This window comes from Sphingomonas chungangi, assembly GCF_013778325.1.
GTDB lineage: Bacteria > Pseudomonadota > Alphaproteobacteria > Sphingomonadales > Sphingomonadaceae > Solisphingomonas > Solisphingomonas chungangi.
The window spans coordinates 483,803-510,506 of record NZ_JACEIB010000006.1 but is presented as its reverse complement, the minus strand read 5'-3'; the positions used below and the strand labels follow the sequence as shown (position 1 = coordinate 510,506).

29 protein-coding genes and 2 pseudogenes are annotated in these 26,704 nt (G+C 63.6%); 10 read left to right on the top strand and 21 right to left on the bottom strand.

Annotation, left to right across the window (positions count from 1 at the left end; genetic code table 11):
• Nucleotides 1–88 precede the first annotated feature (88 nt).
• The 4 genes from HZF05_RS10790 (at nucleotide 89) to HZF05_RS10775 (ending at nucleotide 3,401) form a co-directional block, all read left to right on the top strand.
• Nucleotides 89–1,066: an enoyl-CoA hydratase/isomerase family protein gene (locus HZF05_RS10790; RefSeq protein WP_220129795.1), complete on the top strand. Its 978-nt coding sequence runs from the start codon at nucleotides 89–91 to the stop codon at nucleotides 1,064–1,066.
• A 39-nt stretch (nucleotides 1,067–1,105) separates the two neighbouring features.
• A complete protein-coding gene (locus HZF05_RS10785; protein ID WP_160366050.1) occupies nucleotides 1,106–1,732 on the top strand; it encodes a VOC family protein in 627 nt (208 codons plus the stop codon).
• Between the two features lie 61 nt (nucleotides 1,733–1,793).
• On the top strand, nucleotides 1,794–2,327 hold the full coding sequence (locus HZF05_RS10780; protein ID WP_160366049.1) for a hypothetical protein: 534 nt from the start codon (nucleotides 1,794–1,796) through the stop codon (nucleotides 2,325–2,327).
• Nucleotides 2,328–2,372: 45 nt separating this feature from the next.
• Complete coding sequence (locus tag HZF05_RS10775; RefSeq protein ID WP_220129794.1) at nucleotides 2,373–3,401, top strand: alpha/beta fold hydrolase; 1,029 nt, start codon at nucleotides 2,373–2,375, stop codon at nucleotides 3,399–3,401.
• Nucleotides 3,402–3,641: 240 nt separating this feature from the next.
• Here the strand turns inward: HZF05_RS10775 and HZF05_RS10770 are convergent, their stop codons facing one another.
• Nucleotides 3,642–5,045 carry an amidase gene (locus HZF05_RS10770; RefSeq protein WP_160366047.1) on the bottom strand — a complete coding sequence of 468 codons (1,404 nt, stop codon included), beginning with the start codon at nucleotides 5,043–5,045 and terminating at the stop codon, nucleotides 3,642–3,644.
• A 101-nt stretch (nucleotides 5,046–5,146) separates the two neighbouring features.
• On the opposite strand from HZF05_RS10770, the gene HZF05_RS10765 reads away from it, so the two are divergent.
• Complete coding sequence (locus HZF05_RS10765; RefSeq protein ID WP_160366046.1) at nucleotides 5,147–5,707, top strand: TetR/AcrR family transcriptional regulator; 561 nt, start codon at nucleotides 5,147–5,149, stop codon at nucleotides 5,705–5,707.
• A gap of 217 nt (nucleotides 5,708–5,924) precedes the next feature.
• Here HZF05_RS10765 and HZF05_RS10760 read toward each other — a convergent pair whose 3' ends face one another.
• The 5 genes from HZF05_RS10760 to HZF05_RS10740 form a co-directional block, all read right to left on the bottom strand.
• On the bottom strand, nucleotides 5,925–6,830 hold the full coding sequence (locus HZF05_RS10760) for a LysR family transcriptional regulator (protein WP_160366045.1): 906 nt from the start codon (nucleotides 6,828–6,830) through the stop codon (nucleotides 5,925–5,927).
• An 89-nt stretch (nucleotides 6,831–6,919) separates the two neighbouring features.
• Complete coding sequence (locus HZF05_RS10755) at nucleotides 6,920–7,672, bottom strand: SDR family NAD(P)-dependent oxidoreductase (protein WP_160366044.1); 753 nt, start codon at nucleotides 7,670–7,672, stop codon at nucleotides 6,920–6,922.
• 137 nt (nucleotides 7,673–7,809) lie between these two features.
• On the bottom strand, nucleotides 7,810–8,139 hold the full coding sequence (locus tag HZF05_RS10750; RefSeq protein ID WP_160366043.1) for a YciI family protein: 330 nt from the start codon (nucleotides 8,137–8,139) through the stop codon (nucleotides 7,810–7,812).
• A gap of 327 nt (nucleotides 8,140–8,466) precedes the next feature.
• Nucleotides 8,467–8,877: a hypothetical protein gene (locus tag HZF05_RS10745; RefSeq protein WP_160366042.1), complete on the bottom strand. Its 411-nt coding sequence runs from the start codon at nucleotides 8,875–8,877 to the stop codon at nucleotides 8,467–8,469.
• A gap of 25 nt (nucleotides 8,878–8,902) precedes the next feature.
• The gene (locus HZF05_RS10740) at nucleotides 8,903–9,670 is read right to left on the bottom strand and encodes an SDR family oxidoreductase (protein ID WP_160366041.1); all 768 of its coding nucleotides are present in this window, start codon (nucleotides 9,668–9,670) and stop codon (nucleotides 8,903–8,905) included.
• A gap of 326 nt (nucleotides 9,671–9,996) precedes the next feature.
• Between HZF05_RS10740 and HZF05_RS10735 the strand changes: the two genes are divergently transcribed.
• Nucleotides 9,997–10,818, top strand: a complete 822-nt coding sequence (locus tag HZF05_RS10735) for an alpha/beta fold hydrolase (RefSeq protein ID WP_160366040.1) — start codon at nucleotides 9,997–9,999, stop codon at nucleotides 10,816–10,818.
• Nucleotides 10,819–10,823: 5 nt separating this feature from the next.
• Here the strand turns inward: HZF05_RS10735 and HZF05_RS10730 are convergent, their stop codons facing one another.
• The 5 genes from HZF05_RS10730 to HZF05_RS10710 all read right to left on the bottom strand — a co-directional run bounded on the left by HZF05_RS10730 (nucleotide 10,824) and on the right by HZF05_RS10710 (nucleotide 14,961).
• Complete coding sequence (locus HZF05_RS10730; RefSeq protein ID WP_220129793.1) at nucleotides 10,824–12,515, bottom strand: sensor histidine kinase; 1,692 nt, start codon at nucleotides 12,513–12,515, stop codon at nucleotides 10,824–10,826.
• Nucleotide 12,516: 1 nt separating this feature from the next.
• Nucleotides 12,517–12,912, bottom strand: coding sequence for a response regulator transcription factor (locus HZF05_RS10725; protein WP_246331870.1), 396 nt, complete (start codon nucleotides 12,910–12,912; stop codon nucleotides 12,517–12,519).
• 82 nt (nucleotides 12,913–12,994) lie between these two features.
• A complete protein-coding gene (locus HZF05_RS10720) occupies nucleotides 12,995–13,636 on the bottom strand; it encodes a response regulator transcription factor (RefSeq protein WP_160366039.1) in 642 nt (213 codons plus the stop codon).
• Nucleotides 13,633–14,175: an RrF2 family transcriptional regulator gene (locus HZF05_RS10715; RefSeq protein ID WP_160366038.1), complete on the bottom strand. Its 543-nt coding sequence runs from the start codon at nucleotides 14,173–14,175 to the stop codon at nucleotides 13,633–13,635. The genes HZF05_RS10720 and HZF05_RS10715 overlap by 4 nt, the downstream gene beginning before the upstream one ends.
• A gap of 36 nt (nucleotides 14,176–14,211) precedes the next feature.
• Nucleotides 14,212–14,961, bottom strand: coding sequence for an SDR family NAD(P)-dependent oxidoreductase (locus HZF05_RS10710; protein ID WP_160366037.1), 750 nt, complete (start codon nucleotides 14,959–14,961; stop codon nucleotides 14,212–14,214).
• A 278-nt stretch (nucleotides 14,962–15,239) separates the two neighbouring features.
• Here HZF05_RS10710 and HZF05_RS10705 point away from each other — a divergent pair, with 278 nt between their 5' ends.
• The 3 genes from HZF05_RS10705 (at nucleotide 15,240) to HZF05_RS10695 (ending at nucleotide 18,721) form a co-directional block, all read left to right on the top strand.
• Nucleotides 15,240–16,130 (top strand): hypothetical protein, encoded by an 891-nt coding sequence (locus HZF05_RS10705; protein ID WP_160366036.1) that lies wholly within the window; start codon nucleotides 15,240–15,242, stop codon nucleotides 16,128–16,130.
• A 130-nt stretch (nucleotides 16,131–16,260) separates the two neighbouring features.
• A complete protein-coding gene (locus tag HZF05_RS10700; protein WP_160366035.1) occupies nucleotides 16,261–17,175 on the top strand; it encodes an MBL fold metallo-hydrolase in 915 nt (304 codons plus the stop codon).
• A gap of 115 nt (nucleotides 17,176–17,290) precedes the next feature.
• Nucleotides 17,291–18,721 (top strand): mechanosensitive ion channel family protein, encoded by a 1,431-nt coding sequence (locus HZF05_RS10695; RefSeq protein WP_160366034.1) that lies wholly within the window; start codon nucleotides 17,291–17,293, stop codon nucleotides 18,719–18,721.
• A gap of 480 nt (nucleotides 18,722–19,201) precedes the next feature.
• On the opposite strand, the gene HZF05_RS10690 is transcribed toward HZF05_RS10695, so the two are convergent.
• The 10 genes and pseudogenes from HZF05_RS10690 to HZF05_RS10640 form a co-directional block, all read right to left on the bottom strand.
• A complete protein-coding gene (locus HZF05_RS10690; protein ID WP_160366033.1) occupies nucleotides 19,202–19,615 on the bottom strand; it encodes a hypothetical protein in 414 nt (137 codons plus the stop codon).
• Between the two features lie 402 nt (nucleotides 19,616–20,017).
• Nucleotides 20,018–20,978: pseudogene (locus tag HZF05_RS22470) on the bottom strand (IS110 family transposase).
• A gap of 175 nt (nucleotides 20,979–21,153) precedes the next feature.
• Nucleotides 21,154–21,843: a hypothetical protein gene (locus HZF05_RS10675; protein WP_160366030.1), complete on the bottom strand. Its 690-nt coding sequence runs from the start codon at nucleotides 21,841–21,843 to the stop codon at nucleotides 21,154–21,156.
• Nucleotides 21,844–22,165: 322 nt separating this feature from the next.
• Nucleotides 22,166–22,495, bottom strand: coding sequence for a hypothetical protein (locus tag HZF05_RS21870; RefSeq protein ID WP_343046872.1), 330 nt, complete (start codon nucleotides 22,493–22,495; stop codon nucleotides 22,166–22,168).
• A gap of 167 nt (nucleotides 22,496–22,662) precedes the next feature.
• Complete coding sequence (locus tag HZF05_RS10665; RefSeq protein ID WP_160366029.1) at nucleotides 22,663–22,899, bottom strand: hypothetical protein; 237 nt, start codon at nucleotides 22,897–22,899, stop codon at nucleotides 22,663–22,665.
• A gap of 14 nt (nucleotides 22,900–22,913) precedes the next feature.
• Nucleotides 22,914–23,513 carry a DNA-3-methyladenine glycosylase gene (locus tag HZF05_RS10660; RefSeq protein ID WP_160366028.1) on the bottom strand — a complete coding sequence of 200 codons (600 nt, stop codon included), beginning with the start codon at nucleotides 23,511–23,513 and terminating at the stop codon, nucleotides 22,914–22,916.
• Nucleotides 23,510–24,316, bottom strand: a complete 807-nt coding sequence (gene xth / locus HZF05_RS10655) for an exodeoxyribonuclease III (protein WP_160366027.1) — start codon at nucleotides 24,314–24,316, stop codon at nucleotides 23,510–23,512. The genes HZF05_RS10660 and xth overlap by 4 nt, the downstream gene beginning before the upstream one ends.
• A pseudogene (gene ligD, locus HZF05_RS10650) lies at nucleotides 24,317–24,646 on the bottom strand (non-homologous end-joining DNA ligase LigD); the annotation flags it as partial. It abuts the gene before it with no gap.
• A gap of 302 nt (nucleotides 24,647–24,948) precedes the next feature.
• Nucleotides 24,949–25,143 (bottom strand): DUF3606 domain-containing protein, encoded by a 195-nt coding sequence (locus tag HZF05_RS10645; RefSeq protein WP_160366026.1) that lies wholly within the window; start codon nucleotides 25,141–25,143, stop codon nucleotides 24,949–24,951.
• 239 nt (nucleotides 25,144–25,382) lie between these two features.
• A complete protein-coding gene (locus HZF05_RS10640; protein ID WP_160366025.1) occupies nucleotides 25,383–25,547 on the bottom strand; it encodes a DUF3309 family protein in 165 nt (54 codons plus the stop codon).
• Nucleotides 25,548–26,431: 884 nt separating this feature from the next.
• Between HZF05_RS10640 and HZF05_RS10635 the strand changes: the two genes are divergently transcribed.
• On the top strand, nucleotides 26,432–26,698 hold the full coding sequence (locus HZF05_RS10635; protein WP_160366024.1) for a hypothetical protein: 267 nt from the start codon (nucleotides 26,432–26,434) through the stop codon (nucleotides 26,696–26,698).
• Nucleotides 26,699–26,704 lie beyond the last annotated feature (6 nt).

Below are 26,704 nucleotides of genomic sequence, written 5' to 3'. Positions count from 1 at the left end.
CGACGAAAAAAGCCGTCGAACGCAGGCAGTCGGATGCGATGTCGCAATCGGTAGACTTCATCGTCACGGGGATCACACTTGATTCCCGATGACCGATACGTGGCAGATCCAGGATCGCACTGGCAATCGGACGGATGTATTGCACAGACATACGATGGTTCAATTCCATCAAACCGGCATGAGTATATCCTGGCTTTCAACCCGCGACGGAGCGTCCGGGTGCTCAGCAGGAGCCCGAACCATGCAGCGGATCTCCCTCTCCTTTCCCGCGCCGGGATATTGGCACGCGACCTTTCGCAATCCTCCGATCAATCTCATCGATCCGGACATGATCGAGGAAATGTTCGATCTCGTAGGACGGCTCGAATCCGATCCGGATGTGAAGGTGATCGTGTTCGCAAGCGCCGATCCCGACTTCTTCCTCGCGCATTATGACGTGCTGGCCGACAAGGCGCGCATCGCTGCGATGCAGCCGGGCCCGACCGGATACCATCCCTGGATCGATGTGATGATCCGACTTGCCCGGGCACCCATTGTATCGATCGCCTCGATACGAGGTCGTGCTCGAGGCGCAGGAAGCGAGTTCGCACTCGCATGCGACCTGAGGTTCGCGAGCGCCGAAAAAGCCGTGCTAGGTCAGTTCGAGGTCGGTCTCGGCGCGGTTCCGGGGGGCAATCCGATGGCACGCCTTGCAGGTCTAGCCGGTCGCGGACGGACGCTCGAGATCGTGCTCGGCGCCGACGACTTCCCAGGTCCCCTCGCGGAGCGCTACGGCTATGTGACCCGCGCGCTCCAAGACGACGAACTGGAGGCTTTCGTCGATCGCTTCGCGCGCCGGATTGCCGGTTTCGACAAGCGCGCGCTCGCCGAGACCAAATCCATTGTCGACGACGTCACCCTGCCGCCGGACACCGTTTTTCCGCCGGTGCTCGCCCAATTTTTCCAGTCGACGGCGCGTGACGAAACGCGCGCGAGGTCCGCCTCATTGCTGCGCGCCGGCCTGCAGCGACGCTCGGCCGTCGAGTTCGACCTCGGCAGAAACGTCGCAGCCAAGCACGATGCATGAAGGCGCCTTTGCGCATCGACCAACAAGGGAGACAAGATCATGAGCAGCCAAATCGACATGAAGCTTGAGGCGATCGTCATTCCGGTCTCGGACGTCGGTCGTGCGGACATGTTCTATCGTCGGCTCGGCTGGCGCGTGGACGCCGATATCCGAACCACCGACGGCGGGTGGATCTTGCAATTCACCCCGCCCGGATCGCCCTGTTCGATCCTGATCGGTACGGGCCTCACGCCTTCGGCTCCAGGCTCGAGCCAGTTCGTGCACCTCGTGGTGTCCGATATCGCGGCAGCCCATGCCGAACTCGCTGCCAATGGTGCAAACCCCAGCGACGTCTTCCACGATGCGTCGGGCGGCTATAATCGCTTCGACCCGGACGCGCGCGCGTCTGGGCCTGATCCAGAGCGACGCACCTACGCATCCTTTCTGACCTTCAGCGATCCGGACGGCAATGGCTGGGTGTTGCAGGAGATCACGTCCCGCTTTCCGGGGCGGATTGGTACGGGTGCTACCACCTACGCGTCCACGCGCGATCTCAAAGACGCGCTTCGTCGCGCCGCAGCGGCCCACGGTGAGCATGAAGCCCGGAACGGAAAGCCCGATCCGGACTGGCCGAGCTGGTACGCGGATTTCATGGTGAGCGAGCAGTCCGGCGAGGCACGTCCCTAGGAGCTTGCGACGAGGGCGCGGCAGACACGATCGCCGTTGCCGCAGCGACAAGGAGGATGCGATGACTATCCAAGCTCATTTTCCTCTATCGGAGACCAACCCGAAATCTGAAGGGATGTTCGAAGACACGGCCAGCTTTCGCCAGCCGCTTACAGCGCTCGAGAGGTCGGTCGTCCATCTGGCCCTGACGGAGAGTCTCACGACGATCCCGCATGCGTCGCGCAGCGCGGCCGCATACGAGGCGGTGTTCGGCTGGAGACGCCCTCGCGGCCTTGCTGATCCCAGACTCGAAGCCTTGCGCGTTTTCTGCATACGGCTGAGATATCGGGGGGTAGTGACTGCGGCAGAGGCGGGGATGGCCGCGTCCCAGTTCAGCACCCTCCAACTGGATCAGGCAGCGGCGATTATTCTCGCCCGGCTCAAGCCCAGCCGCTGTCGCGATCCAATGCGGATCTCTTGGAGCCTGCCGGGCCTGAGCGCCATGGCGATCGCCTGGGCAGCCTATTCCTCCATGGCCGATGGCCTGGTCAGCGCGATCCTCGCCGGCATCGTTCTTGTCACCGTCAGTGCGTGCGTGCCACGGCGCCGCCGCTGATTTCCTCCGCCGGTGGCTCTCTGTGCGCAAAACCCTAGGAGTCTCATGATGATCGATCCGTTTCGCAATGCGGTTGAGCCCAATCGCCGCGGCCTGCTTGGCATGGCCGCCGCCGCCGTCGTCGCCAGCCAGGTCGGGCTGCTCGCCACCGCCGCGCGCGCCGCCGCGCCGGCGCCCTTCGGCCCGATCCGCCAGGTCGACGCAGGCCCGCTCTCGATCGGCTATGTCGAGATGGGCCCGACCAGTGGCGCGCCCGTGATCCTGCTCCACGGCTGGCCCTACGACATCCACGCCTTCGCCGAGGTGGCGCCGCTGCTCGCCCAGGCCGGGCATCGCGTGATCGTCCCCTATCTGCGCGGCTATGGCAGCACCGTCTTCCGCTCCGCCGACGCGGTGCGCAACGGCCAGCAGGCGGCGCTCGCCTTCGACGTGATCGCGCTGATGGACGCGCTGGGGATCCGCCGCGCGACGCTGGCCGGCTTCGACTGGGGCGCGCGCACTGCCGACATCGTCGCGGCCCTGTGGCCGGAGCGGTGCGCAGGCCTCGTCTCGGTGAGCGGCTATCTGATCGGCAGCCAGAAGGCCAATGTCGCGCCGCTGCCGCCCAAGGCCGAGCTCGCCTGGTGGTACCAATTCTACTTCGCGACCGAGCGCGGCCGGATCGGCTACGAGCAGAACCGGCACGATTTCAACCGGCTGATCTGGCAGACCGCCTCCCCGCAATGGTATTTCGACGATGCCACCTACGAGCGCTCGGCCAAGAGCTTCGACAATCCTGACCACGTCGCGATCGTGATCCACAATTATCGCTGGCGGCTGGGACTCGCCCAGGGCGAGGCGCGCTACGACGCGACCGAGGCGACGCTGGCGGCGGCGCCCCCGATCGCGGTGCCGACCATCACGATGGAGGGCGACGCCAACGGCGCGCCGCACCCCGAACCCACCGCCTATCGGACGCGCTTCACCGGCCGCTACGAGCATCGCCCGGTCAGCGGCGGCATCGGCCACAATCTGCCGCAGGAGGCGCCCGCAGCCTTCGCCGATGCGGTCTCAACGATTGCGTCTTTCGGTTGATTTCACCCACAGACGCCAGTGAAGCAAGTGCGCAAGGACCAGACCATCCGCAATTGGGGATCCTTCTTATCACGTTGAACGGCGACATTTGACGCCTTGCCGAATATCCGCACCTTTGCCGTCCCTGACCGCGAAGCGACCTGTCGGCAACCGCCTATCCATCGCGATTCACAAGCGATGTGCCCACACGCCTCTTTGTCTTGATCATGGGGCGGGAGGTTTGCTCCCGCCCTTTAGGTGTCAGAGGACCGGGCGGATGTCGCGGACCGGACTGGAGGACTCAAGACGCGACGCGGCTTCGAACATCGTCGATTCCGCGTACCAAGATGACACGATCTGGACGCCAATCGGGAGGCCGTCGCTGCTCGTCCCGAAGCGAAGTGTCATCGCGGGCAGGCCGGTCAGGCTGAAAGGCGAGGTCGCGTTCATGACCTGAAAGGCAGACCATGCCTTTCCGTCCACGATTACGTCGTCCAGGCCGTGCTTTGTGGCCGGGAACGGGGTCACGGGCCCCAGCAGCACGTCGTAACGCTGGAAATAACTGGCGAATTCGTCGCGGAGGCGCTCCACCGTCTGCTCGCCAGCGACGAAGTCCTCGATCGACGTGTCTGCTCCATCGAGTACCAGCTTGGCGTGGCGGAATATCTGATCCTCGTGACCTTCCGTGGCTTTCCTGAACCCGGGCGCTGCCTCCATTTGGTGGAGTTGCCACAAGACGCTCACGGTGTCGGTGTCGCTCAGGAGCGGCAGGTTGACCTCTTCCACCTCCGCGCCGGAGCCGCGCAGGGCTTCGGCGGCTGCCTTGACGGTCGCCGCGACCTCGGGATGGATCGGGCCGAAAAAGCCAGGAGAGGCCAGCCAGCCTACGCGCAGCGGACGGGTCCGCGTCGTGCCCAGGTCGATGGTCGGCGGCAAGGTGGAGAACCCGTCAGCACCGTCAGGGCCGGCGATGATCGAATAAGCCAGTGCCACGTCGCGCACACTGCGTGCCATCGGACCGATGTGCCAGAGGCGACGCGGAGCGCGTGGCCAGTGACCGGTAAGCGGTACACGGCCATGCGTCGCCTTGAGGCCGACGATGCCGGTATGGGCCGCCGGTCCCCGAGTCGAGATCGACAGATCGCTACCAAGTCCGAGCGGCGACATGCCGGCGGCGATCGCGGCCGATTCGCCACCACTCGAGCCACCCGGCGTGTAGTCGAGATTCCAGGGGTTGTTCGTCTGGCCGGTGAGCAGGTTATCCGTCTCGATGGAGGTCGCGAATTCCGGCGCATTCGTTTTTGCCAGAAGAATGGCACCAGACGCCTTCATCCTGGCGACGGCGGTAGCATCGGCCTCGGGGACGCGGCCCTTGAAGATGGGTGACCCGCGCTGGGTCAGCACATCGGCGGTATCGATGCTATCCTTGACCGTGAACGGTACGCCATGGAGCGGACCGAGCAAGGCACCCGACAGTACCGCCTGTTCGGCCTTTTTCGCGGTATCCAAGGCACCGTCGGCAAGCGTCACGATGGCGTTCACCCTGGGGTTCACCTCGGCGATGCGGTCGAGATGAGCCTGCATGACCTCGACGGGCGAGAGCTCCCGCTTCGCGATCAGCTCGGCGATACCGCTTGCATCCAATTGTGTAATGGCGTCCGACATGATCTTATCCTACCAAGTGGTTGGTAGGGAATCAGATAGCTCTAGCGTTTTGCGCCGTCAACCCCTACCTATCACTTGGTAGGATATCAGGAACCGTAGCTATGAGTGAGAATGCAAGAGAACCGATCCTTGAAGCCGCCCGACGGGTGGCGCAGGCCCACGGATATGGCGGGCTGAACTTCCGCGACATCGGGGAGGCAATCGGCCTCAAGGCGCCAAGCCTCTACCATCACTTCCCCAGCAAGGCGGATCTCGGCGCTGCGGTCGCGAAACGGTACTGGGAAAGCACGGCGGCGAATTTGGAGGAGCTTTCGGCGAAGATCGGGGATCCGATCAAATCGTTGCAGGCTTATCCAGCCCTCTGGCGCGTGGCCCTTGAGGAGGACAACCGGATGTGCCTTTGCGGCTTCATGGCCGCCGAATACGACGACCTACCTGAAACGGTGAAGAAGGAAGTACAGACCTTCGCCGACGTCAACGTAGCCTGGATTTCCAGGATGCTTACCGCGGCTTCGGCACCGGAAGACAAAGTCGAGTCGCAAGCGCGTGCAATTTTCGCCGCTGTAAGCGGCGCCCAGCTCATGGCGCGTAGTCGGTCTGACTTAGGCCTTTTCGACGCATTGATCGATACGTTCAAGGAATCTGGACTGATGCCGAAATGAAGGAGTAGCCGCATTCAAGGCCGGTAGTTCCGGTCGCCGCCAGAATGCGGCCGTACTCATAGGTCACTGCCACACCTGAACAAACGTCCGCTTCTTTGATTGAAGAGAGGGGTTAGGATCGGCTGATATTGGGCGCGCTCCGGCTAGTCCGCTCAACATGGGATGCCCCCGCAAGAGCCCGCAACATCGGAATCCGCGAGTCTCTTTTGATGGCGGTTCATACCGAACGAATTTCCTGGACGATATGCTCGACGAATGCTCGAGCGGCGGGCTTTGGAGCTTGGCCGCTTGGGAATAGCGCGTGCGCTTCAATGTCGCCGAGGCTCCAAGCGGGAAGTAGTTGGACGAGCGACCCCATGTCGAAGTCCTCACTAAATGCTGGAAGGCTCGCAACGGCAATGCCCAAGCCGGCCCGGACGGCACTCACGGCGACTTCCGCCGCGCTTATCGAAACTTGGCCCTTGGGCTGTACCTTGATCTCGACGTTGCCACGCTGGAACGAGAGTTCCTTGCTCGCAACCGGACCGGCGATGACGAAAGTGTGATCTTCAAGGCTCGACGGCTCGTCCGGAACGCCATGAGCCTCTAAATATGACGGAGCGGCAGCGACGACGAGCGGCCAGCGCCCGATTAAGCGCGCCGTCGCCGTCGAGTCCGGCAGCTTGCCGAACCGGATCGCAACATCGATCCCCTCCTGGATCAGATCCTGCCGACGATCGTCGATCGACAGCTCGACCCCAAGGTCGGGATGTCGGGCAACAAAAGCCTGAAGCCGGGGAACGATCGCTCGCGATGCGATGATCGATGCGACGGCGATCCGCAAGGTACCGCGCAGTGCGTCGGTTCCGCGTATCTCGTTGTCAGCCTCTTCGAGCGACTGCAGGATTGGCTGCACGCGCGACAGATAGGCTTTGCCGGCATCGGTGAGCATGAGCGCTCGCGACGATCGGGTGAAGAGCGTCGTGGCTAGTTGCTCCTCGAGCAGTGCTATGATGCGCGATGCGGTAGGCTGCGAGAGCTTAAGCGCCCGTGCGCCCTTCGAAAAGCTTCCGGTTCTCGCGATCTGCACGAACAGCCGAAGGGCTTGAAATTGATCGCTCAAGCCCTCGGTCCCGACAGCCATCTCTGTTTACGATCCTACCCGATCCGTCGGCCGGCGCCACCATGATAGTGGGCCGGTCGACGGACTGTTGTCAGCTGCAGGGGGAGCGATCAGACCTGTGCATATCCGCCATCGACGTGGAGCTCCACGCCGGTAATGAAACTGCTTTCGGCCGAGGCGAGAAACGTCGCGACCGAAGCAATCTCGCTTGGGTCGCCGTTCCGGCCGAGCGGCGTTTCCGAGGCGAACTTCTCGTAAAATTGTTCGAGCCGCTCGTCACTGAAGCCAGCCTGCTCCGTCATGATCGGCGTGATAATCGTTCCCGGCGCCAAAGTGTTCACCCGGATCCGGCGGGCACTGAGGTCGGTCGTCCAAGTGCGGGCAAAGGACCGAATGGCCGCCTTCGTGGCAGAATAGACCGTGAAGGCCGGCATACCGAGACTGGCAGCGATCGAGCCGTTGAGAATAATGGAACCGCCATCCACGATGAGCGGCAGCAGGGTCTGAACGGTGAAGAACGTGCCCTTCAGATTGGTGGCGATCGTCCGATCGAAGTCCGCTTCCGACACCTTGCCGAACGGACCAAGCGATCCGCCGCCAGCGTTGGCGAACAGCACGTCGACGCGACCGTGCGTGTCCGCGATATGCGAGCGCAAGCATTCGAGATCGGCGAGATTGGCGATGTCCCCCCGGAAGCCTTCGATTGCGCCGCCTATCTCGGCAACAGTCTCATCGAGCCGGTCCTGCCGCCGGCCGGTGATAACGACCGTCGCGCCTTCCGCGACGAACTGCCGTGCCGTCGCACGTCCCATGCCACTGCTGCCGCCGGTTACCACGGCGATCTTGCCTTCAAGTCGGTTCATTGTTTCGATCCTTAGAGGGTGACCGGCAAGCGCTTGCGGCCCGGGCGGATGCGCACCCGAGGCTCGTCAGGCCCCCGGTAGAAGCAGATTCAGCCCCAAATCGTTGAGGCAGTGTTGTGGGTCTCGGCCCACGCCATTCAGTCGTGAAATGGCACCCAGAACATCTTCACATCGACGTTCAGCATGCCCGACTTCACGGTCGGGTCATCCGTGCCGATCCGGATCGCTTCGTCCCAATCCCCGGCCTTAAAGATGGTCATGCCGCCATCGGCGAGAACGCCGTTGAGGCCGCCGGCTTCCTGCATGAAGGGGCCACTGAGCACAGTGAGCCCCCGCTCCTGCAATTCGGTCATATACCCGACGTGCGACATGAATTCGGGCTGCTCGTTATATTTGACGCCCGGCACCCAATTCGGTCCCGGCGTTTGAAAAGCCACGAAGTAGTGCGGGCCATTCTCATCGACCATGTCGGCATACTCCAGATATCCGGGCGAACCAGTTTCGCCCCTTCGACCAGGGGTATGTCGGCGATCCGTCCCAGCGTTCGTAGTGGGTAACTTTGAATAGCTTGTATTCGCTGCAAGCAATCGCGACCGCCATGTCAGCCGGCCGCGCGCTGACGGAAATTAATCATCGTGAGGTGCAACCGAATGGTTGGTAGCTCTGCTGGACCGGACCGACTGCAGTTGGGAGTGGCTTTCGAACCCAGCAACGACCGAAAGTGGCGCAGATGAGAACGTCCCCAACACAAGACGGCGCGGAAGCTACCAGCTACGAGCCGAGGGAACGCAAAGTCAGCTCTTCCGGGGTGCACATCGATCGTTAATCGCCCAGACCGTGAGCACGACGCCGATCACCGCGGGAAGCGTAACCGCCGGAAAATCGCGGGCAAGAGCGTAAGCCCCACAGATGCCGACAGCCACCTCCCAGAAATGAAAGACGGCATGGCTGCACAGCCACAGCGTGGCAGTTCCCCACAGCACGACGCGATATTCTGCCCGCGCTGCTCCGGCGAGATAGCCGCCGCCGAGAAACACGAAGATGATGCCTATGTCGCGGAGAAAGTGCTGGTTGAAGGGGCCGGTGGTCGTGACGCCCGGCACCGCGAAATACCAGGCGGCCGGCGATGCGAGCATGAAGATGCCGTTGGCGATGTCGCCGAGCCCCAGCAGCACGGCCATGGCGAGGCAGATGCGTTTCAGCATAACCCTGTCCTTCCGTTTTGTGGGGTCAGCGCTTCTGCGGGGCTGGCACGTTGGCGAGCCACCAATCAAAGCTGGTTGCGCCGAGCCGCGCGCCGGGCCCAGGCATCAGAGACCTGTCGTCGATATCCAGCCCGAAATAGGGTGCATCCGGATCAGCAATCACGCGGCGCGGGTCCTTGTCGTGGCGCAGCACGCGCGCGACCAGCTCGTCGAGGCGGAAGATTTCCGGCCCGGCCACTTCGATCGTGCCGTTCGCAGGCGATGCGAGCGCCGCTTCTACCACGACAGTGGCAACATCCTGCGCCGCCATCGGTTGGAAGCGCCTGGGCGGAAGATGGACGATCCCTTCCGCATCCGTTTTCGAGAAATCGGCGATGCCGCGCAGGAATTCGAAAAACTGCGTCGCGTGGAGCAACGTGAAGGGGATGCCCGATGCCTGGATCAGTCGTTCCTGCGCAAGCTTGGCGCGGAAATAGCCGCTGGCCTGAAGGCGATCGGTACCGACCACCGAAAGCGCGACATGGTGGCCGATGCCGGCCGCCTTCTCGGCGCGGGCGATGTTACGGCCGGCGGTCTCGAAGAAATGCATCGCCGCCTCGTCCTCGAACGACGGCGAGTTAGACATGTCGACCACCACGTCGGCGCCGGCGAATGCCTCGTCCAGCCCCTTACCGGTCAGCGTGTCGACGCCCGTGCTCGGCGCCGCGGCCAGCGCCTCGTGCCCCTGCGCGGACAGCGATGCTACCACCTTCGATCCGATCAGGCCCGTGCCGCCGATGACGACGATCTTCATGATGCATCTCCTTTAAGCGGGCCGCATCGAACACGGCCGCCGGTTTCCGATGGGGCCATGATTGGGGATCAGCGGCAGCCGCTCCATCGTGCCGAGTGATGCGCGACGCTCGCGAAACGGCGGGTGCTCCACGCCCTTGGGTCAGGTCCGGCACGACGGGTAGGCGATCCCGATGTCGTCAGCGCATCGTAGGCCTCCCGGCATGCTCGTCCGGATGGGCATCGCCACTCCGACCGCAGGGCCAGCCCTACACGTCCGTTGGATCGAAGGCCAAGCGACCGGTCGATACGCGGCGGGTTCGGCACCTTCGCCCGAGGAGACATTCCATGCCCACGATCACCACCCAGGACGGACACGAGATATTCTACAAGGATTGGGGCGAAGGCCCCGTCGTCACCTTCTCGCACGGCTGGCCGCTCAATTCGGATGCGTGGAGCGGCCAGATGCTGTTCCTGGCACAGAATGGCTTCCGCGTGATCGCGCACGATCGTCGGGGCCACGGCAAGTCCGCGCAGACCGCGACACGCAACGACATGGACGGCTATGCCGACGATCTCGCAACGCTGTTCGATCTGCTCGACCTGCGCGAGGTCGCGATGGTCGGCCACTCCACCGGCGGCGGCGAGGTCGCGCGCTATATCGGCCGCCATGGCACCGGACGGGTCGCCAAGGCCGTCCTGCTTGGCGCGGTGCCGCCCGTCATGGTGCGCTCGGCGAGCAATCCCGACGGCCTGCCGATCGAGCTGTTCGACGGGATGCGCCGCGACATCGCGCGCAACCGCTCGCAATTCTACCGGGATTTTGCCGTGCCGTTCTACGGCGCGAACCGACCCGACAGCAATGTCCCGCAGAGCTTTCTGGATGCGCTCTGGCTGCAAGCGATGACCGCAGGCCTCGCCAATGCTTATGACTGTATCAAGGCCTTCTCCGAGACCGATTTCACCGAGGATCTTCGCCGTTTCGACATCCCGACGCTGATCGCGCACGGCGATGACGATCAGATCGTTCCGATACACGACAGCGCGCACAAAGCGGCCCTGCTCGTCCCGCACGCTCAGACGCTCTATTATGCCGGCGCGCCGCACGGCCTGACCGAGACGCACGCCGACCGTTTCAACGCCGATCTGCTTGCCTTCCTGCGCAGCTAGGCGGATCAGCTTCCGGCGGTTCCGGCCGCCGGAAGCACAAAGCGAAACACCGCGCCGCCGTCGGGATGGTTGGACGCCGAGATCGTGCCGCCGTGGGCGACGATGATCGACTGGCAGACGGCGAGGCCGATGCCCATGCCGTCCGGCTTGGTAGTGAAGAAGCTGCCGAACACCCGCTCGATATTCTCCGCCGCGATGCCCGGCCCACTGTCGTGGATCGCGAAGGCGACCCGCCCGCCCGCGTCGATGCGGGTGCGGATCTCGATGCTCGCTGCCGTCCCGTCACCCTGGCCGATCGCCTGCACCGCGTTGAGCAGCAGGTTGACGATCACCTGCTGGAGCTGGACCCGGTCCCCGAAAAGGCGCGGCAGATCGCGACCGAACCGGAGCGACAGGTCGATCGCGCGGGATTCGATCTCGTGGCGGACGAACAGCAGCGCCTCTTCGACGATGCCGTTCAGATCGAGCAGCAGTCGCTCCGGCGCGCGCGGCGCGGCCATGCCCCGAATTCGCTGCACGATGTCGCTGGCATGGCGCGCGCTGTCCGCAATGCGCGTCGTCAGCTGGCCGACCTTGACGAGATTGGGGTCCTCGCGCGACAGCCAGCGCAGGCTGGTCTCGGCATTGGTGACGATAGCGGAGAGCGGCTGGTTGACCTCGTGGGCGATCGAGGTGGCCAGCTCGCCCAGCGTCGAGATACGCGCCGCGCGAGAATATTCGGCTTGCAGCTCGCGCAGCTGCGCTTCGGTGCGAAGACGATCGGTGATGTCGTCCAGGGTGAGCAGCGTGATGTCGAGCCGCTCGGGCGGAGTCGGATAGGTGACCGTCAGCTCGACATCGCGCAGAACGCCATCGAAGCGTCGGATCTTCATGATCTCGCGATGGGTCCGCACACCGTCGAAATGTGCCGTGATCACGCGCCGGGCGGTTTCCGGCGAGGCCGCGAAGACATAGTCGACTGACCCGATCAGTCGATCGATCCGATCGGCTCCGAACAGCCTGACGGCATTGTTGTTGGCGTCCGTCACCAGCACGGCGTCGCGCGACTGCTGCACCCGTTCGGGCTCGGCCTCGAGCAGCCGCGCGATGTCGGTGACGCCCTGCCGGCGCAGTTCGTCGAAGATCGGCCGCATCGGCTGCGAATCCACCTGCAGCAGTGCGCAGGGCAGATGATGGATGAGATTGCGGTAGCGCTCCTCGCTCGCCCGTACCGACCAGAGCGAGCGCTTGTCGGCCACGGTGCCGGCGATAGCGAGGAACATGATGTCGGGATAGGCTTCGTCCGCCGAAGCGTGCAGCGCGGCGTCCTCGAAGGCGATCGAGGTGATGGCCCGCGTTCGGGGCGCACCGGCCGGGTGATCGGCGATCACCGCGAGGACCAGCTCCGCGACCGGTCGCCAGCTCTCCGGCGGGCACCAGGCGGTGAACAGCTGTCCGATCAGGTCCCGACGCCCGGCGTAAGGACCGACCAAGTGGATGTTATTCTGGTCGACGTCGGCGATGCGGACCCCCGCCAGCAGCTTGTCGAGTCCGTCGGTGGCCGCCGTGCCCGCCACGATCGAGTCGATCGCGGGCCTCGCCGCCGAGATGTCGAGCGCCCACCAAGCCGTCGTTTCGGGATCGAGGCCGGGAACGGAGCGCGGCACCAGCGGCCCCTGCCCAGCGTCTTCGATCATGGACAAGGACGCGACTGCCATCTCAGTCTCCCGGCGGTTCGTGGGCATCGCGCCCGTCCAGCGCGGCACGGAGCGCGCCCAGCAGCGCCTGGTCGGCGACCGGCTTGGTGAACCAGGTCACGGCGCCGCATTCGAGCGCGCGGGCGCGGGCCTGCCGATCGTCGGAGGAGGTGATGAAGATCACCGGCAGCGTCGATCCGCGCGCTCGCAGGCGATGCTGCAGCTCCAGCCCGTCCATCTCGGGCATCCGCACGTCCGTGACGAGGCAGTCGCAGTCATCCGCGCGCTCATCGGCCAGGAACGCTGCACCGCTCTCGTACGGCCGGGCCGTCAGCCCCTCGACCTGCAGGAGGTCGCACAGCGCCTCCCTCACGGCCTCATCGTCATCCACGATCGCGATCACGGGCGGCTTCGACAAGCGGTGGATCCTCACTGACGCGGGCTTTGCACCCTGCATCATATGTCGCTGAATCCGCGGCGGATTGTAACCATACCATGGTCTAGGTCGCGGTCTCGCGCAGATGGGCGGGCAACACGTCCCAGGCCCGGATCAGCTCGCCGACCGAAAGAGCCCCCATCTTTTTCATCACGCTGCTCCGGTGCAGCTTCACCGTCACTTCGGTGATGCCAAGCTCATAGGCGATCTGCTTGTTGAGGCGGCCCGACGCGACCAGCCTCAGCACCTGGCGCTCGCGCGCCGTCAGCGTCGCGTGGCGATCGACGTGCGACTTCACCAGCCGGGCATCGGCGCGCTGCGCGATGTCCCGCTCGATGCCGAGCGTCACCGCGTCGAGCAGCGACTGGTCGCGGACCGGCTTCGTCAGGAAATCGACCGCACCGGCCTTCATCGCCTGCACGCTCATCGGGATGTCGCCATGGCCGGTAAGGAAGACGATCGGCTTGGCATTGCCACTCGTCGCCAGCTGCTGCTGCAGATCGAGGCCGCTCGATCCCGGCATGCGGACGTCGAGGACGAGACAGCCCGGCCGCTCGGGCAATTCGGCGTCGAGCAGTTCGCGGGTGGACCCGAAACCGGTGGCGTCGATTCCCACCGACAGCATCAGTTCCTCGATCGACGATCGCACCGCCGCATCGTCGTCGACGACGAGCACCAGCGGTCTTTCGGGTTCGGCTACGGTCATGACGGAACCTCCCTTTCGTACGTGTGAGGCTTGCGACCGTGATTACGCGTGCGGTCGCCAAGCCAGGCCTGGACCTCGGTTGAAAAATCGGCAGGCGCCTTGCTCATGACGGTCTGGCCCACGTCGGCGAGGGTGCGGGCGGTCAGCGTGTCGCGCATCGCCTTCTCCGCCTGCAGCATCACCGCGTGGATCGCGCAGACGCCATGCATCGCCCAGGACGGCGGCTCGCCGCCGAACAGCGCGCAGCGCCCGCGGATGTCCTGGCAATCGAACAGCGGCTTGCGACCCTCGATCGCATCGACGATCTGGAGGAAGTTGATCCGCCCGGGCTCGCGCGCCAGCACGTAGCCGCCACGCACACCCTCGGAGGCTCGGACGATCCCTGCTCTCTCCAGCTTCGGGAATATCTTCGCCAGGAAGCTGTGTGAGATGCCCTGAAGCGCGGCGAGCTCTCTTGTGCTGAGCGGTTTATCCTCCGCACTCGCCATCCAGAGCAGGCAATGGATGCCATATTCGACGCCGACCGTGAGATGAGCCATAACGCGGACAATATCACTCCATGTTTGTTCGGGCAATCAGGCAAGCGCCATTCCGCCGTCCACCCGCAGATTGACGCCCGTCACGAAGCTTCCCGCATCGGAGGCGAGGAACAGGGCCGCGCGCGCCATCTCGTCCGCCTCGGCGAAGCGCCCCAGCGGGATCGCCGCCGCCATCGATCCCATGAAGGACTCGCGCTCCGCGGCCGGGACGCCCAGCTTGTCGAGGATCGCCGTATCGGTCGGTCCGGGGCTGAGCATATTGACCCGGATGCGGCGCGCCTTGAGTTCCAGCGCCCAGCTCCGGGCAAAGGCGCCGATCGCCGCCTTGGTGCCGGCGTAGACGGCATGGCCTTCGAGCACCTTTTCGCTGGCGAGCGATCCGGTCACCACGATCGAACCACCGTCGCGCATGATGGGTGCGATCGCCTGCACGCCGAAGAAGACGCCGCGCGTGTTGATGGCGAACTGGGCATCGTATTCCTCCACCGACACCTCGGAGGATTGGCGGATCGTGTTGGTGCCGGCATTGGCGACGTAGATGTCGAGCCCGCCGAAACGCGCCGCGATCTCGTCCGCGGCACGCATATGGAACGCGATGTCGGCGACATCCCCGTCCAGGCCAACGGTGCCGGCCCCGATATCCAGAACTGCGGCATCGAGCATGTCGCGCCGACGCCCTGAAATGACGACGTGAGCCCCCTCCTTCGCGAACAAGGCGGCCGTCGCCAGACCGATGCCGCTGCTGCCTCCGGTGACGAAGGCGACCTTGCCGACGAGTATTCCCATGATCCGTTTCTCCGATGGTGAAGAAGCGCTCATGGCGGGTGAAGTGGTCCTGGTAAGCTATGCCCAGGTGCCGTCGGCCGTGGACAGAGGTCGGCGATCCCCTTCATCCGGGTTCGATGGTGCGCCCGGTCCGATACGAGAGTATAGGTCAGGCAGCCTCGACGGATGCGCTGGACCATCCCAAGGGCGGATCACGGTCCGCACCTCGGCATGGATTACCCCTCGCGCCCGCGTCGATACCGACGGACCGAACCGCAATCGCGCACCCCGAGGACCCCATGACAACCGCTCCGATCCGTATCCTGCTCCAGACCACCATCCCTCTCGTCGAGGACGACTGGCACATCCAGCGCTTCTCGCTGCTGCGCGACCATCTCGCCGGCCTCAGGGGCGAGGATGGTACCCCGCTCTTCCACGTCACCGCCCGCGATCGCGAGACTGCGACCGGCCCGGATCCCGTCATCTCCACGATCGATCGATCGGATTTCGATCAGCTCTGGCTGTTCGCGGTGGACACCGGCGAGGGGCTCGACGAGGCGGACTGCGCAGCGATCGGCCGATTCCGGGCGCGCGGCGGCGGGCTGCTCGTCACGCGCGATCACATGGATCTCGGCAGCTCGGTCTGCTCGCTGGGCGGCGTCGGCCGCGCGCATTTCTTCCACAGCCACAACCCCGATCCGGACGAAAGCCGGCACGTGATCGACGACAGCGAGACCAGCTACATCCTCTGGCCGAACTATCATTCGGGCGCCAACGGCGACTATCAGGAGATCGAGCCCGTCGCGCCGCCGCATCCCGTGCTGCGCGATCCCGACGCGCCGGGCGGCGTCATCCGCTACCTGCCCGCCCATCCCCACGAAGGCGCGGTCGGCGCGCCCGCCGACGATCCGACGGCGCGCGTTATCGCGACCGGCGTGAGCCGCGAGAGCGGCAGGCGCTTCAACCTCGCGGTCGCCTTCGAGCCGTCGGGCTCGATCGGGCCGGCCATCGCTCAATCGACCTTCCACCACTTCGCCGACTACAATTGGGACACCACTTCGGGTTGCCCCGGCTTCGTGAGCGAGGCGCCGGGCAATCGCCTCGCGCAATCTCCGGATGCGCAGCGTTCGATCCGCCGTTACGCCCGCAACCTGGCCCTGTGGCTCGCCGGGCGATCGCCGAGCGCGTGACGACGAGCATAGTGCCGGACCTGTACCTCGGTATGGTCCGGCTCATGCCTCAGCCTCGATGACCGTGCGCGCGGCACGCTCCTAACCTCATCGAAGCCGCAGACGAGGCGGCGATCATGAGGATCGAAACATGCAGACGGATATTATGGAACGCCCCGCCGCGACGCGGGTCGAAGAGCTGGTGCCCTCGCGCTATGCGTTGAAGATCGGTGAGATCGATGTGCTGGTGATCAGCGACGGCGTGCTCCCACTCCCGACCGAGACGATGTCCACCAACGTCGATCGGGAGACCCGCACCGCCTGGTTCACGGATCAGTTCCTGGGGCCGGATGCGTTCGACTGGGCGCTGAATGTGCTGGTCGTGAGAAGCGGCGACCGGACCATCCTGGTCGATGCCGGGCTCGGCGGGCAGTTCCCCGGCTTTCCCCGTGCCGGGCAGTTCCCGAAGCGCCTCGAGGCGGCGGGCATCGAGCTGTCCGCGATCACCGACGTGGTGCTGACCCACATGCATATGGACCATATCGGTGGCCTGCTCGTCGACGAAGTGAAGGACGGGTTGCGCCCGGACGTGCGGGTCCACGCCGCGGCGGCGGAGGTTGAATTCTGGAAGGCGCCCGATTTCTCCCGCACCGTCATGCCTTCGCCAATCCCGGAGGTCCTGCAGGCGACCGCCCGGCAGTTCGTCGCCGAATATGGCGACAAGCTGCGGATCTTCGAGACGGAGCACGAAGTCGCGCCGGGCGTCATGGTCCAGCGCACGGGCGGCCACACGCCCGGGCACAGCGTCGTCCGGCTGGCCTCCGGCAACGATCGGCTGGTGTTCGCCGGCGACGCGCTGTTCCCGGTCGGCTTCGAGCATCCCGACTGGCAGAACGGCTTCGAGCATGACCCCGAGGAGGCCGTTCAGGTCCGCGTCCGCTTGATGAGGGAAGCGGCGGCGACCGGCGAATTGGTCGTGGCCACGCATCTCCCATTCCCATCTGTTGGCCGGATCGGGACGGATGGCGACGCCTTCCGCTGGATTGCCGGCTTCTGGGACTATTGACCCGTTGAGAACGAGGCGTGGGCGCGGCATCACGCTGCGTCCGCGCCACGCGCGTCCAAAGCTCTCATCTTCTCTTCCAGCCTGAAATGAGTGAGATTACTCGGGTGGAGGGCTTATGATCGCCGGAGTTTCAACTGTCCCGACAGCGCTGCTCCTCGCCACACTCATACTGGTCGTCGTCCTGCGATCGCGAACCACGGCCACAAAGATCGGCTGCGAGATCGTCATGTTGCTGCTGATCCTGGCCGAACTCGCCAGCCGCGGCTTTACCCCCCTCCCAATGAACGGCGGGCCGGTACATGCATCCGACGCGCCTTGGTTGAGAGCATTAGCCGTAGTTTGGTGGCTGATTGCTGCTCGCCTGGTCGCAACTCTGACCACGCTCGGCCTCGGGCGAGATGCTCGCTCCCGCCAAGCGCGCTTGTTCTCTGACCTCTTGGCTGGCGGGATCTACCTTACCGCTATCCTCATTATCCTAAATTCGGTACTCGACTTACCCGTAGCTGGCCTGCTTGCGACATCCGGCGTTTTCGCGATCGTACTCGGTCTCGCGCTCCAGAACACATTAGCCGACGTGTTCTCGGGAGTTGCCGTCGGCCTGGAGCAGCCGTTCCACGTGGGCGATCGCATCACGATCGGAGAGCATGCTGAAGGTATCGTCGTCGAGATGAATTGGCGCTCGATCCGGGTTCAGACCGATGGTGAGGATGTCGCGACGATTCCCAACAGCATCGTCGCTCGCAATCAGATCATCAATAGGAGTGTGCCGACCGAGCGCAGAGCTGCGTCCGCGGAAATACCCACGCTTTCGAGCGCGCCTTCCGAGCATCTCATGGACCTGGTGCGTCAGGCACTTCTGCTGTGCCCCGATATCCTCATCGAACCGGCACCATCAATTGCCCTGAAGCACATTGGTACGCGCACAACGACGATCGGCGTTAATTATTTCGTTGCCTCCACACCAAAGCTCACGTCGGCGAAAAGCCAGCTCCTTCGTCAGGTGCGTCGTCTGTTCCGCCACGCCGGTGTGGGAGATGGCAGGATCGAGACGCCGGCCGTTCTGCTTCAAAATCTTCCCCTCTTTGAAAGCCTCTCATCGGAGCAGATCGAGCAACTCGCCGGTGATACGCTGCGTCGCAATTTCGAGCCCGGCGACGCTCTGATGGAGCAGGGCAGCGTTGGGGCATCGTTGTTCGTCATCGGGTCCGGCATCTTCGAGATACGGCGGCAACGCGACGAGGGCAGCGATCTTATCTACGGTCGTATTGGACCAGGCGAGTATATCGGCGAGGTGAGCATGATGAGTGGCGATGCCCGCTCGGTTACCGTGAAAGCTCTAACCTCCGGATCTGCCATCGAGCTGCCACGCGCGGCGCTCGAGACATTGCTCAAACAGGACGAGGCGCTGAGCACTGCTTTGGAACGCTCGGTGCAACGCGGGCTTGCCCTGCTGGATCGTGACGATGCTGCCCGGAACTGCCAGCCTCTCGATCACGGAGGGTCGATCCTCGGGCGCATCCGCGGATTCCTAAGGGCGCATGCCTAGGACGATCAAGCGATCCGCCGTGAGGGCCAGGACGTCGCGTTCTTTGCTTTTCTAGAGGTTGGAGTGATCGCCATGCCGATGGCGTTACTTGCGGCTTTTGGCACTCGCCTGCTGATCGGATGAAAGAGGCGACTGGAAACCGCAATATAGCGGCACAACCAATCACAAAACCCGTCGGCAAGACCGCTAATTTCCTCAGCGCTAGATTAGCGGCCGGGCGTTAAAGTCTTAGTGAAGACGCTAAAAAGCCTGCTGACGAGTGCGGAAGGCCTGCGAAAACCAGCAACGCGCGTTGATCGCTTTGAGACGGGCTCCGGCTCGCTCCTACCGCACCAAGCTTGGAGCATCGCTTCACCCTCAGCGCGCTCGATTTCCCGCCAAATGTCGTGACCGACCGCTCGATCCTCATGCATATTCGATCCCACCCTGCTTTAATCACTGTCTCACGAATGTATTAAATCGCCGTGACAATTCCGGTGCTTAACCGTCCCCAGATAGCCATTTCTCAGCGAAACCCGCTACGTGGTGTGTTGTGCGATGCTCCCGTGCAAAGGCTTGCGCATCATCCTCCAATTCGAAGAGCGTGATCGTCCGGTGCTCGGTCCGCCACACCCCGCCCGTGGTCCAGCCTCGCGAGATCGAAAGCTTGATCAGCGCACACCCCATGATCGCTGCTGACAGCTTGCCGAACGGCTCGCTTTTGCGCTCGATCTCCACTTTCGGGTGCTGGTCATCGCTGTAATAGATTCGGTGCAGAGGCTTCTGAAGTGCCACGGCAAAATCGTACGCGATGATCGCCGGAGCGGCGAACAAACGATCTTCAAAGACGTATTTGGAACCTCGGTCACGATGAGCTTCGGCGATCAGCGAGATATGAAGCGGAAAACCCCGCACGCTATAACCCCTGCAGCCTGTCCTTTGGTAAAAATGCGCTTGAGGGCGCGTTGGGTCCATGATCCTCGTTGGCAAAAACTGATGCCGGGTAACCGCGAAAGGCGGCATGCACCGTCCAGTTCCTCAAGGCGGCTAGAACGACGTCTGTGGACGTCCCTTCGGATGCAGCGGTAAATCGGGGTAGATCGGCACGTAGTCGGATGCTGTCATCTGTCTGGCCTCGATGAGCGGCGCCATAGCTGCGGGCCAGTATGGGAGTCCGCGGACCGGAACCACATCAGCTTTCCGCGCTTGGCTAGCGCTCCGCCGTACCCTGGTTCTTGCGGCCTCGTCTCGCCGACCGTTGCGCCATACTCTCCTTCGACCGCCTACGTCCGCGACGCCTCTGGCCGCTGCCCCGGGTTACGCCGCGACCACCGGCGGAGCTCTGCAATCCTCGTTCCTGGTCATGACCAGCCAAGCGATGAGTGCCATCTTGTTAGCGAGCGCCACTGAGACGAGCATGCGCGGTTTGCGCGCCAGCATCCGCTCCAGCCATGAGCCTGCCGGCGCGCCACGCATAGACGCCTGCCTGACAATCGAGCTGCCGCCGATGATGAGCAAGCGCCGGATCGTGCGTTTTCCCATCTTCGATATGCGGCCGAGCGTCTGCTTGCCTCCTGTCGAGTGCTGGAGCGGCGCGAGCCCAAGCCAGGCGGCGAAAATCACGGTCTCTGGTGAAGGTCTCGACCGGTGGACCGAGCGCGACGATCGCGGTGGCAGCGATTGGGCCGATGACGGGATGGTCATCAGCCGGCGCGCCACCTTATCCTCGCGAGCGCGCTTGGCGATCTCGTTGTCGAGGTCGACGATTCGGTCGTCGAGCCCGGCGAGCATGTCCGCTATGACGCGCAGCATGGCCGGCGCCGCCTCGGGCAGCGACGACCGAATCGTCGAGGAGGTCGGCGAGCATTGCCACCTGCGCCAGGCCGCGTGGTGCGACCCAGCGGGTGCGGAACACCATGCCTGCCGCCTGTTGCTCCTCGCTCTTGATCGCCACAAAGCGCATGCTCGGCCGCTGCACCGCCTCGCAGATCGCCTCCGCATCGACTGCATCGTTCTTATGCCGCTTCACGAACGGCCTAACGTAGACGGGAGGGATCAATCGGATCTCATGACCCATCGTCCGCAGCTCACGCGCCCAGCAATGCGCGCCACCGCAAGCCTCCATCGCGACAAGGCACGCCGGCAGCTTCGCGAAGAAGTCGAGCAGCTTCCATCGGCTCAGCTTGCGGCTGAACACCATGCCGCCGCGCTAGTCGGCGCCATGCGCGTGGAAAACGGTCTTGGCGATATCCCGCCCGATTGTGATAGCCTGCGACACGGACGCCTCCCTCAGTGGTGTTTCAACACCTCCACACTGGCACATCGATGCCGTCAGGGGGCGTCCACCCCGACGCAATTGGCGCGTCACCGACAGGCGGCTTTCGATCGCGCTGCTTCGCGTTGTCAATGCCGAAGAACGAATGGCGGCAGCGGGTTCACGCAGTTGGCTCGAGCTAGACTGGCGCCCCGGCTGCTCGGGCGATCGCAGCAAAGGCATCGCCCGTCGCCCAGATCGTACCAGCCTGAATCGCGATAAAGATCGCAAACAGGGCAGGGAATGGCCAAGACGATCGCTTGCTGAACAGTTCCGCCATGATTGCGATGATCAGCACTGCCTCGATCGTATAAAACGTCCATTTCAGGCCGCCAGAAAGGCCATGCAGGGCCGGTATATGCTGGGCGTAGAGCCGCCCAAGGGCAGGACCCAGACCAATCAGGATCGTCGAACCCATCAAGCGGGAATGCAGCCGGCGGTTCCGACGGTACGCAATGCCGAGGCCGTACATCGCCATGAACAAGAGCAGGAATGTGATATCGAGGAAGACGAGGCTAAGCCGAAGGTCGCGCGGAAACCCTTCGTCTCCGACGAGCTCGATCCAGACCATGTAGCTGCTTGTCCCCACAAGCAAAGCGACCAGAGCCAGCGACGTCCAACCTAACCGCCGGTGCAAGCGATAGCTGCCGCGACCGATCAACAATGACTGCACAATTAGCAACAGCACCCACCCTGTCGAGGCGATCCCGTGGAGAGTGTGCCAATTGTCGTTGCTGAGCGGATCCCCGAAGAACGTTCGCCAGAAACCGGCGACAATCGCGGCAAGCCCGATCAGAAACAAAAAATAGGCCTTGCCCTGTCCGATCATTATGCGCCCCCCGCAGCTACGCAGAGTCTATCATGATGCACTTTTCGGTCAAACAGCGAGCAAGCCACCCCGTCGGGGCCTGATTTGCGTTGTGAAATCGGTCGAAGCCCGCAGGCTCTTCTTCGATTTGGAGAAAGCGGACCTGCGGCAATCGGGAAGCGAACAAAAGCGGTTCTACGGCAGCCATTGACGCTATCCCGCTAGGCGGCTTCCGGCGGATCGACTGACATCCGCCAAGAATCTTGTTATCGCGCAAAAGCCAAGCAGAGCGCCCGCGCGCGCGTCCAGCGGTACTTCGACAGCGGAAGAACCTCAGCAGTACTCAATATGCGGGTGGGTCACTGGCCGGAAAGGACTCGTCCGACGCCTCATCGACGCGATCCCAGGCTCTCCCATGCTCCTGATCGCGCACGGCGTTTGGCCCGGCATCACGGATCGGATGGCGCGTTACGCCCTGGGCCTCATGGCCGTCGAACGCCGCAAACGCGCCTGAATGCTTTGTCGACCGCGTGCGCCGCTTAAGATTTTCGAAAGGACCATCTACGAAGGGGTTCTTGATCTTTCCCGCAAATATGAGTGCCGCCGCGATCGCGGCAGAACCAACCGCGGCTCCAGCCGCGATCCCGATCAGCGGCTTGGCATCGGTCGACACTCCTATCGCGGTTCGTCTGTGACCTTCGCGCGATGTGGCATCATGTGTAGCCATATCCGACCCCTTTCTCCGCTTGTCCTCTCTACCGCCCAACGAAAACACGCAGTCAATGTTTCAGCGAGTGCGAAAGCGCGACGCGGCATATGTCCGAATCGGCGGAGCCTAAATCAGTCCTCGAGATCGAAGTCGGAGACCTCCACCACACCGTCATCCTCGACGTTGCCCGCCTCGAATTTCATGACGGCAATCTGCTCGATCATGGCCCGGTTTTCCGCGACCAGACCGTTCGCATCCTGGGGACCGACATCTGCTCCCCAGAGCATGTGAAGCGCGTCGGCCGTCACACGCGTCCTGATCGGTCCGAACCTGCTTTCGACGGTAATGGTCTCGTCCTTGAATTGCATTGACCAAAGGCCCCTCAGCCCGACCTGCCCGTCGCGTCCGCGCGGTGCGGGCGACTGAGATACAACGACCCTGAGGCGCAAAAGCGCCACGGCGTGTCCACGCCGACCGAGATGCCTATCCGCGGCGTTGCGACAACCTCGGTCGCCTCGCCAGCCAAGAGTTGAAAAGGCGGCCCATCGAGGCGCATGCCGTCGAATCCCCCGTCGATGCCAAGCGCCTGGCATAATCGGCCCGGCCCTGCGCACAGCCGCCGCGGATCCGACAGCCCCCTCCTGTCGATCATGATGTCGAGACCGGCGTCCGGCCGGATCGCGCGGATCAGCACAGCGCTTCCAGCAATGCCTTCTCCACACACGACGTTCAGGCACCAGTGAATGCCGTAGCTCCGATAGACATAGGCGTGGCCTGGAGGACCAAACATGCTGGCATTGCGCGCCGTCTTGCCCCGGAAGCTATGCGAGGCGGGATCCGTCGCATCATACGCCTCCGTCTCGACGATCGCGCCGCCGACGCCATCGACCAACAGAGTGACTCCGATCAGCGAGCGGGCGACCGTGAGCGCGTCCTTGGCAAAAAAGGCCGCCGGCAGTTCACATGCAGCCTGCCGATTCATTTCGCTGATCGCTTCCGCCGTTTCCGCTTGTCATCGCCAAGTTCGATCCAGACCGGCGTATGGTCGCTGGTCTTCGGCCAGCTGCGGGGAGCCTTATCGACCTGCGCGGTGACGAGACGCGAAGCGGCGACCGGATTGAGAAGGATGTGATCGATCCGCAGGCCGGCGTCCCGCTCGAAGGCGTAGCGGAGATATTTCCAGAAGGTATAGATCGTCTCGCCGGGATGCTCGTGGCGAAGCGCGTCTATCCAGCCCTGGCCGAGCAGACGGGAATAGGCCTCCCTCACCTCAGGCGCGAACAGTGCATCGTCGCGCCAGCGGTCGGGCACATAGACGTCACGGTCGCTCGGAATGATGTTGAAGTCTCCGGCGATGACGACCGGCGCGTCCATCCCGACCAGTCCGTCCAGATGGGCAAGCAGCCGATCGAACCAGCGCAGCTTGAAATCGAACTTTGGACCGGGTCGCGGATTGCCATTCGGCGCATAGAGGCCGGCGATCAGCACGCCGTTCACCGCCGCCTCGATGTATCGGCTCTGCACGTCGTCGGGATCGCCCGGCAGGCCGCGGCGCGTCTCGTGGATAGTTCCCACGCGGCTCAGGATCGCGACGCCGTTCCAGCGGCTCTGGCCATGCCAGATCGACTCATAGCCACGTTCGCGGATGGCTTTTTCCGGGAACTTGTCCTGCGGGGCTTTCAGTTCCTGCAGGCAGACGATGTCGGGCTGGGCCACGTCGAGCCAGCGCAGGAGAACAGGCAGACGCCCGTTCACACCGTTCACATTGTATGTGGCGATCTTCATCTAGAGATCGGGCAGCGACTGGTCGGCACGCCCCCATCCCGACAGGGATTTCGATGCAGCGCGTTTCACCAGTTCTGCAGCGTCGCCGACATGGAAGCGACCCGTCGTGATCGTCTCCATCTCCTTCCAGCTGATCGGGGCGGCAACCGGCGCGCCCAAACGCGCCCTTGCGCTGTAGGGCATAACGGCGGTCGCGCCGCACTGATTGCGCAGATAGTCCACGAAAATCCTCCCCTTGCGCTGTGCCTTCGGCAGCGCGGCGGTGAAATGGTCGGGATCGCTCTGGGCGACAGCACGTGCCAGCCGGTGCGCGAAATCCTTCACCTGCGGCATTCGGCGCGCGGCGTGGCCAAGCGATGCCGTGCAAGCCCTCCCTCACCGCCTCCGACCGAAACCAATGTGCGGAAGCCATCATATTTCATTTCGTGCAGCCAGCGATTGCCCCTGGGAACGGCTTCGACACGCGATGCCAGCTGGACCGCACGAAATGCTGGCGGCTTCGCTCTGCTTTTGCCCGGCGTGCCGCAGTGCGAGCCAGTCGCGGTCTTTTCCTTGGCTAGAAAGGTACGTGGCATCCCCGGTCAGTCTTGTCAGCCTATGCCCACAAGTCTTCAAGAGGGACGCCGCGTTCCTCAGTGAGCCGACGCCTTCAGCTTTTCGGCCTCCCGATCGAGCGTTTCGCGATCATTGCCGTGCGTGTCGATGAGCTTTCTGGCCTGCTCGACGCTGATCCCGTGCTTGCGGGCAAAATACTCGACCTCATAGTCCTCGCCGCCAGCAACCCGGCTGCGATCGCCCTCGCCCCGGTTGGTTTTGTCATCGCTCATGAAAAGTCTCCTTTCTCCGGCGTGGAATCGATGGGCGGATGCCTGAGTTCCAGATCAGGACTTCCGAAAATATCTGTCGCAGCATGAAGCGCTGAACCGCTGCCTTCCGACTGCCGACATGCCGAACCTCCTTGCGGCAACGATTGGGCTCGATGCCCGCACATCGTTCGTTTGCAAGGCGCTGCTGCAGTGGTGGATGCAGCAACCACCCAGGCGAGAGCGTCGCGTGTTGAAGCAATTTATACAGCGCGGCGACGGGACATCAGCCAGAGAACCAGCACGACGACGAGGATCAAGCCGATCCCGCCGTCGGGATAATATCCCCAGTCGCCACTATAGCCCCACGTCGGCAAGCCGCCGATCAAGGCGAGGATGAGCAGGATGATCAAAATTGGGTAAAGCATGACACTTGCTCCTCATACGAAGCATCTCAAACAATCCCGTATCCGAAACGATCCAGGTCAGGTGATCGGGCATTGGGTCTACGCCCAGCCATGTCGCGCACGATGGCGTGCAACATCGACTCGTCGGCTGCCCGCGGACCCCGCGCATCCAGCGCACCAGACCTGCGAAGTTCTTTCCGACCTCCTCGCCGCGCTCGCGGATCGCCTTGTTGGTCGCAAGACCGCGATCGGCATCGCGGTAGTGGGACAGGACGAGGGCGAGCGCTCGGACGGCCGGTTGTGGATCGCCCCTGGTCGCCCGTGTTGCGGCAGCCGTCGCTGCGGTGATGATCTGGATCGCGCGATTATGATCGGGATCGTGGAGACTGATCGTCTCGCGGTGGCTTGCCATGCCCCTCTCCTTGGCCGGTCAGCTGCGATAGCACTGATCAGACGTTTCCATTCGCTCTCGGGCGGGTAGTCGAAACGACCGCCAGCCGACCTATCGTCGATGACACGGTAGTCGGGGCGCAGGATCCAGCGATGCAAACGCCTCCATTGCCGGCAATAGAAATGGCGGGCGATGCCCGGAAGCCAATCTTCCCAGCCGCGGCGATGCAACAACCATCAGAGCGGGACGGCATCGGGTAATCGAATACAGCCGCACCCCTCGTTCGCACAGGCGATCCGCGCCGCGATCTCGGCGTATGAGAGCGAACAGGCGAGTCGCGTAAGGGAGGGGGATCGCCTCTATCCAGGCGGGCCAGCGCTGGATCGGGAAATGCGAGAGAAGCAACTCATGCGCACTGGCTCGGCTCGCCGCAAAATCTCGCTGATCTGCGTCAGGAGTGGTGAGAATTTGCCGGTGTGGAGCGTTCGTTACCTCTCATGATGTGGAGGTGGAGATGGACGATACGAACGAGCACGAGCCGGCCGATCCCCCGAAGGAGGGTAGCAACCGCGGCACGGAGCCAGAGGGCCAGCGTCGCGCCAACATCAGCGAGACAATCTCAACGGGCGCCAATGACGATGACGGGCTCGGAGACGAGCGAGACAACAAGCTAACACCAGCTGAGGAAGTCGTCCCCAGCGATGACGAGCTTGGCGTCGGGGATATCGCGCTCGAGGATGATGAGACCGAGTTGGTCCGCCGGCCAGGGCAGCCGACGTGACCCCGC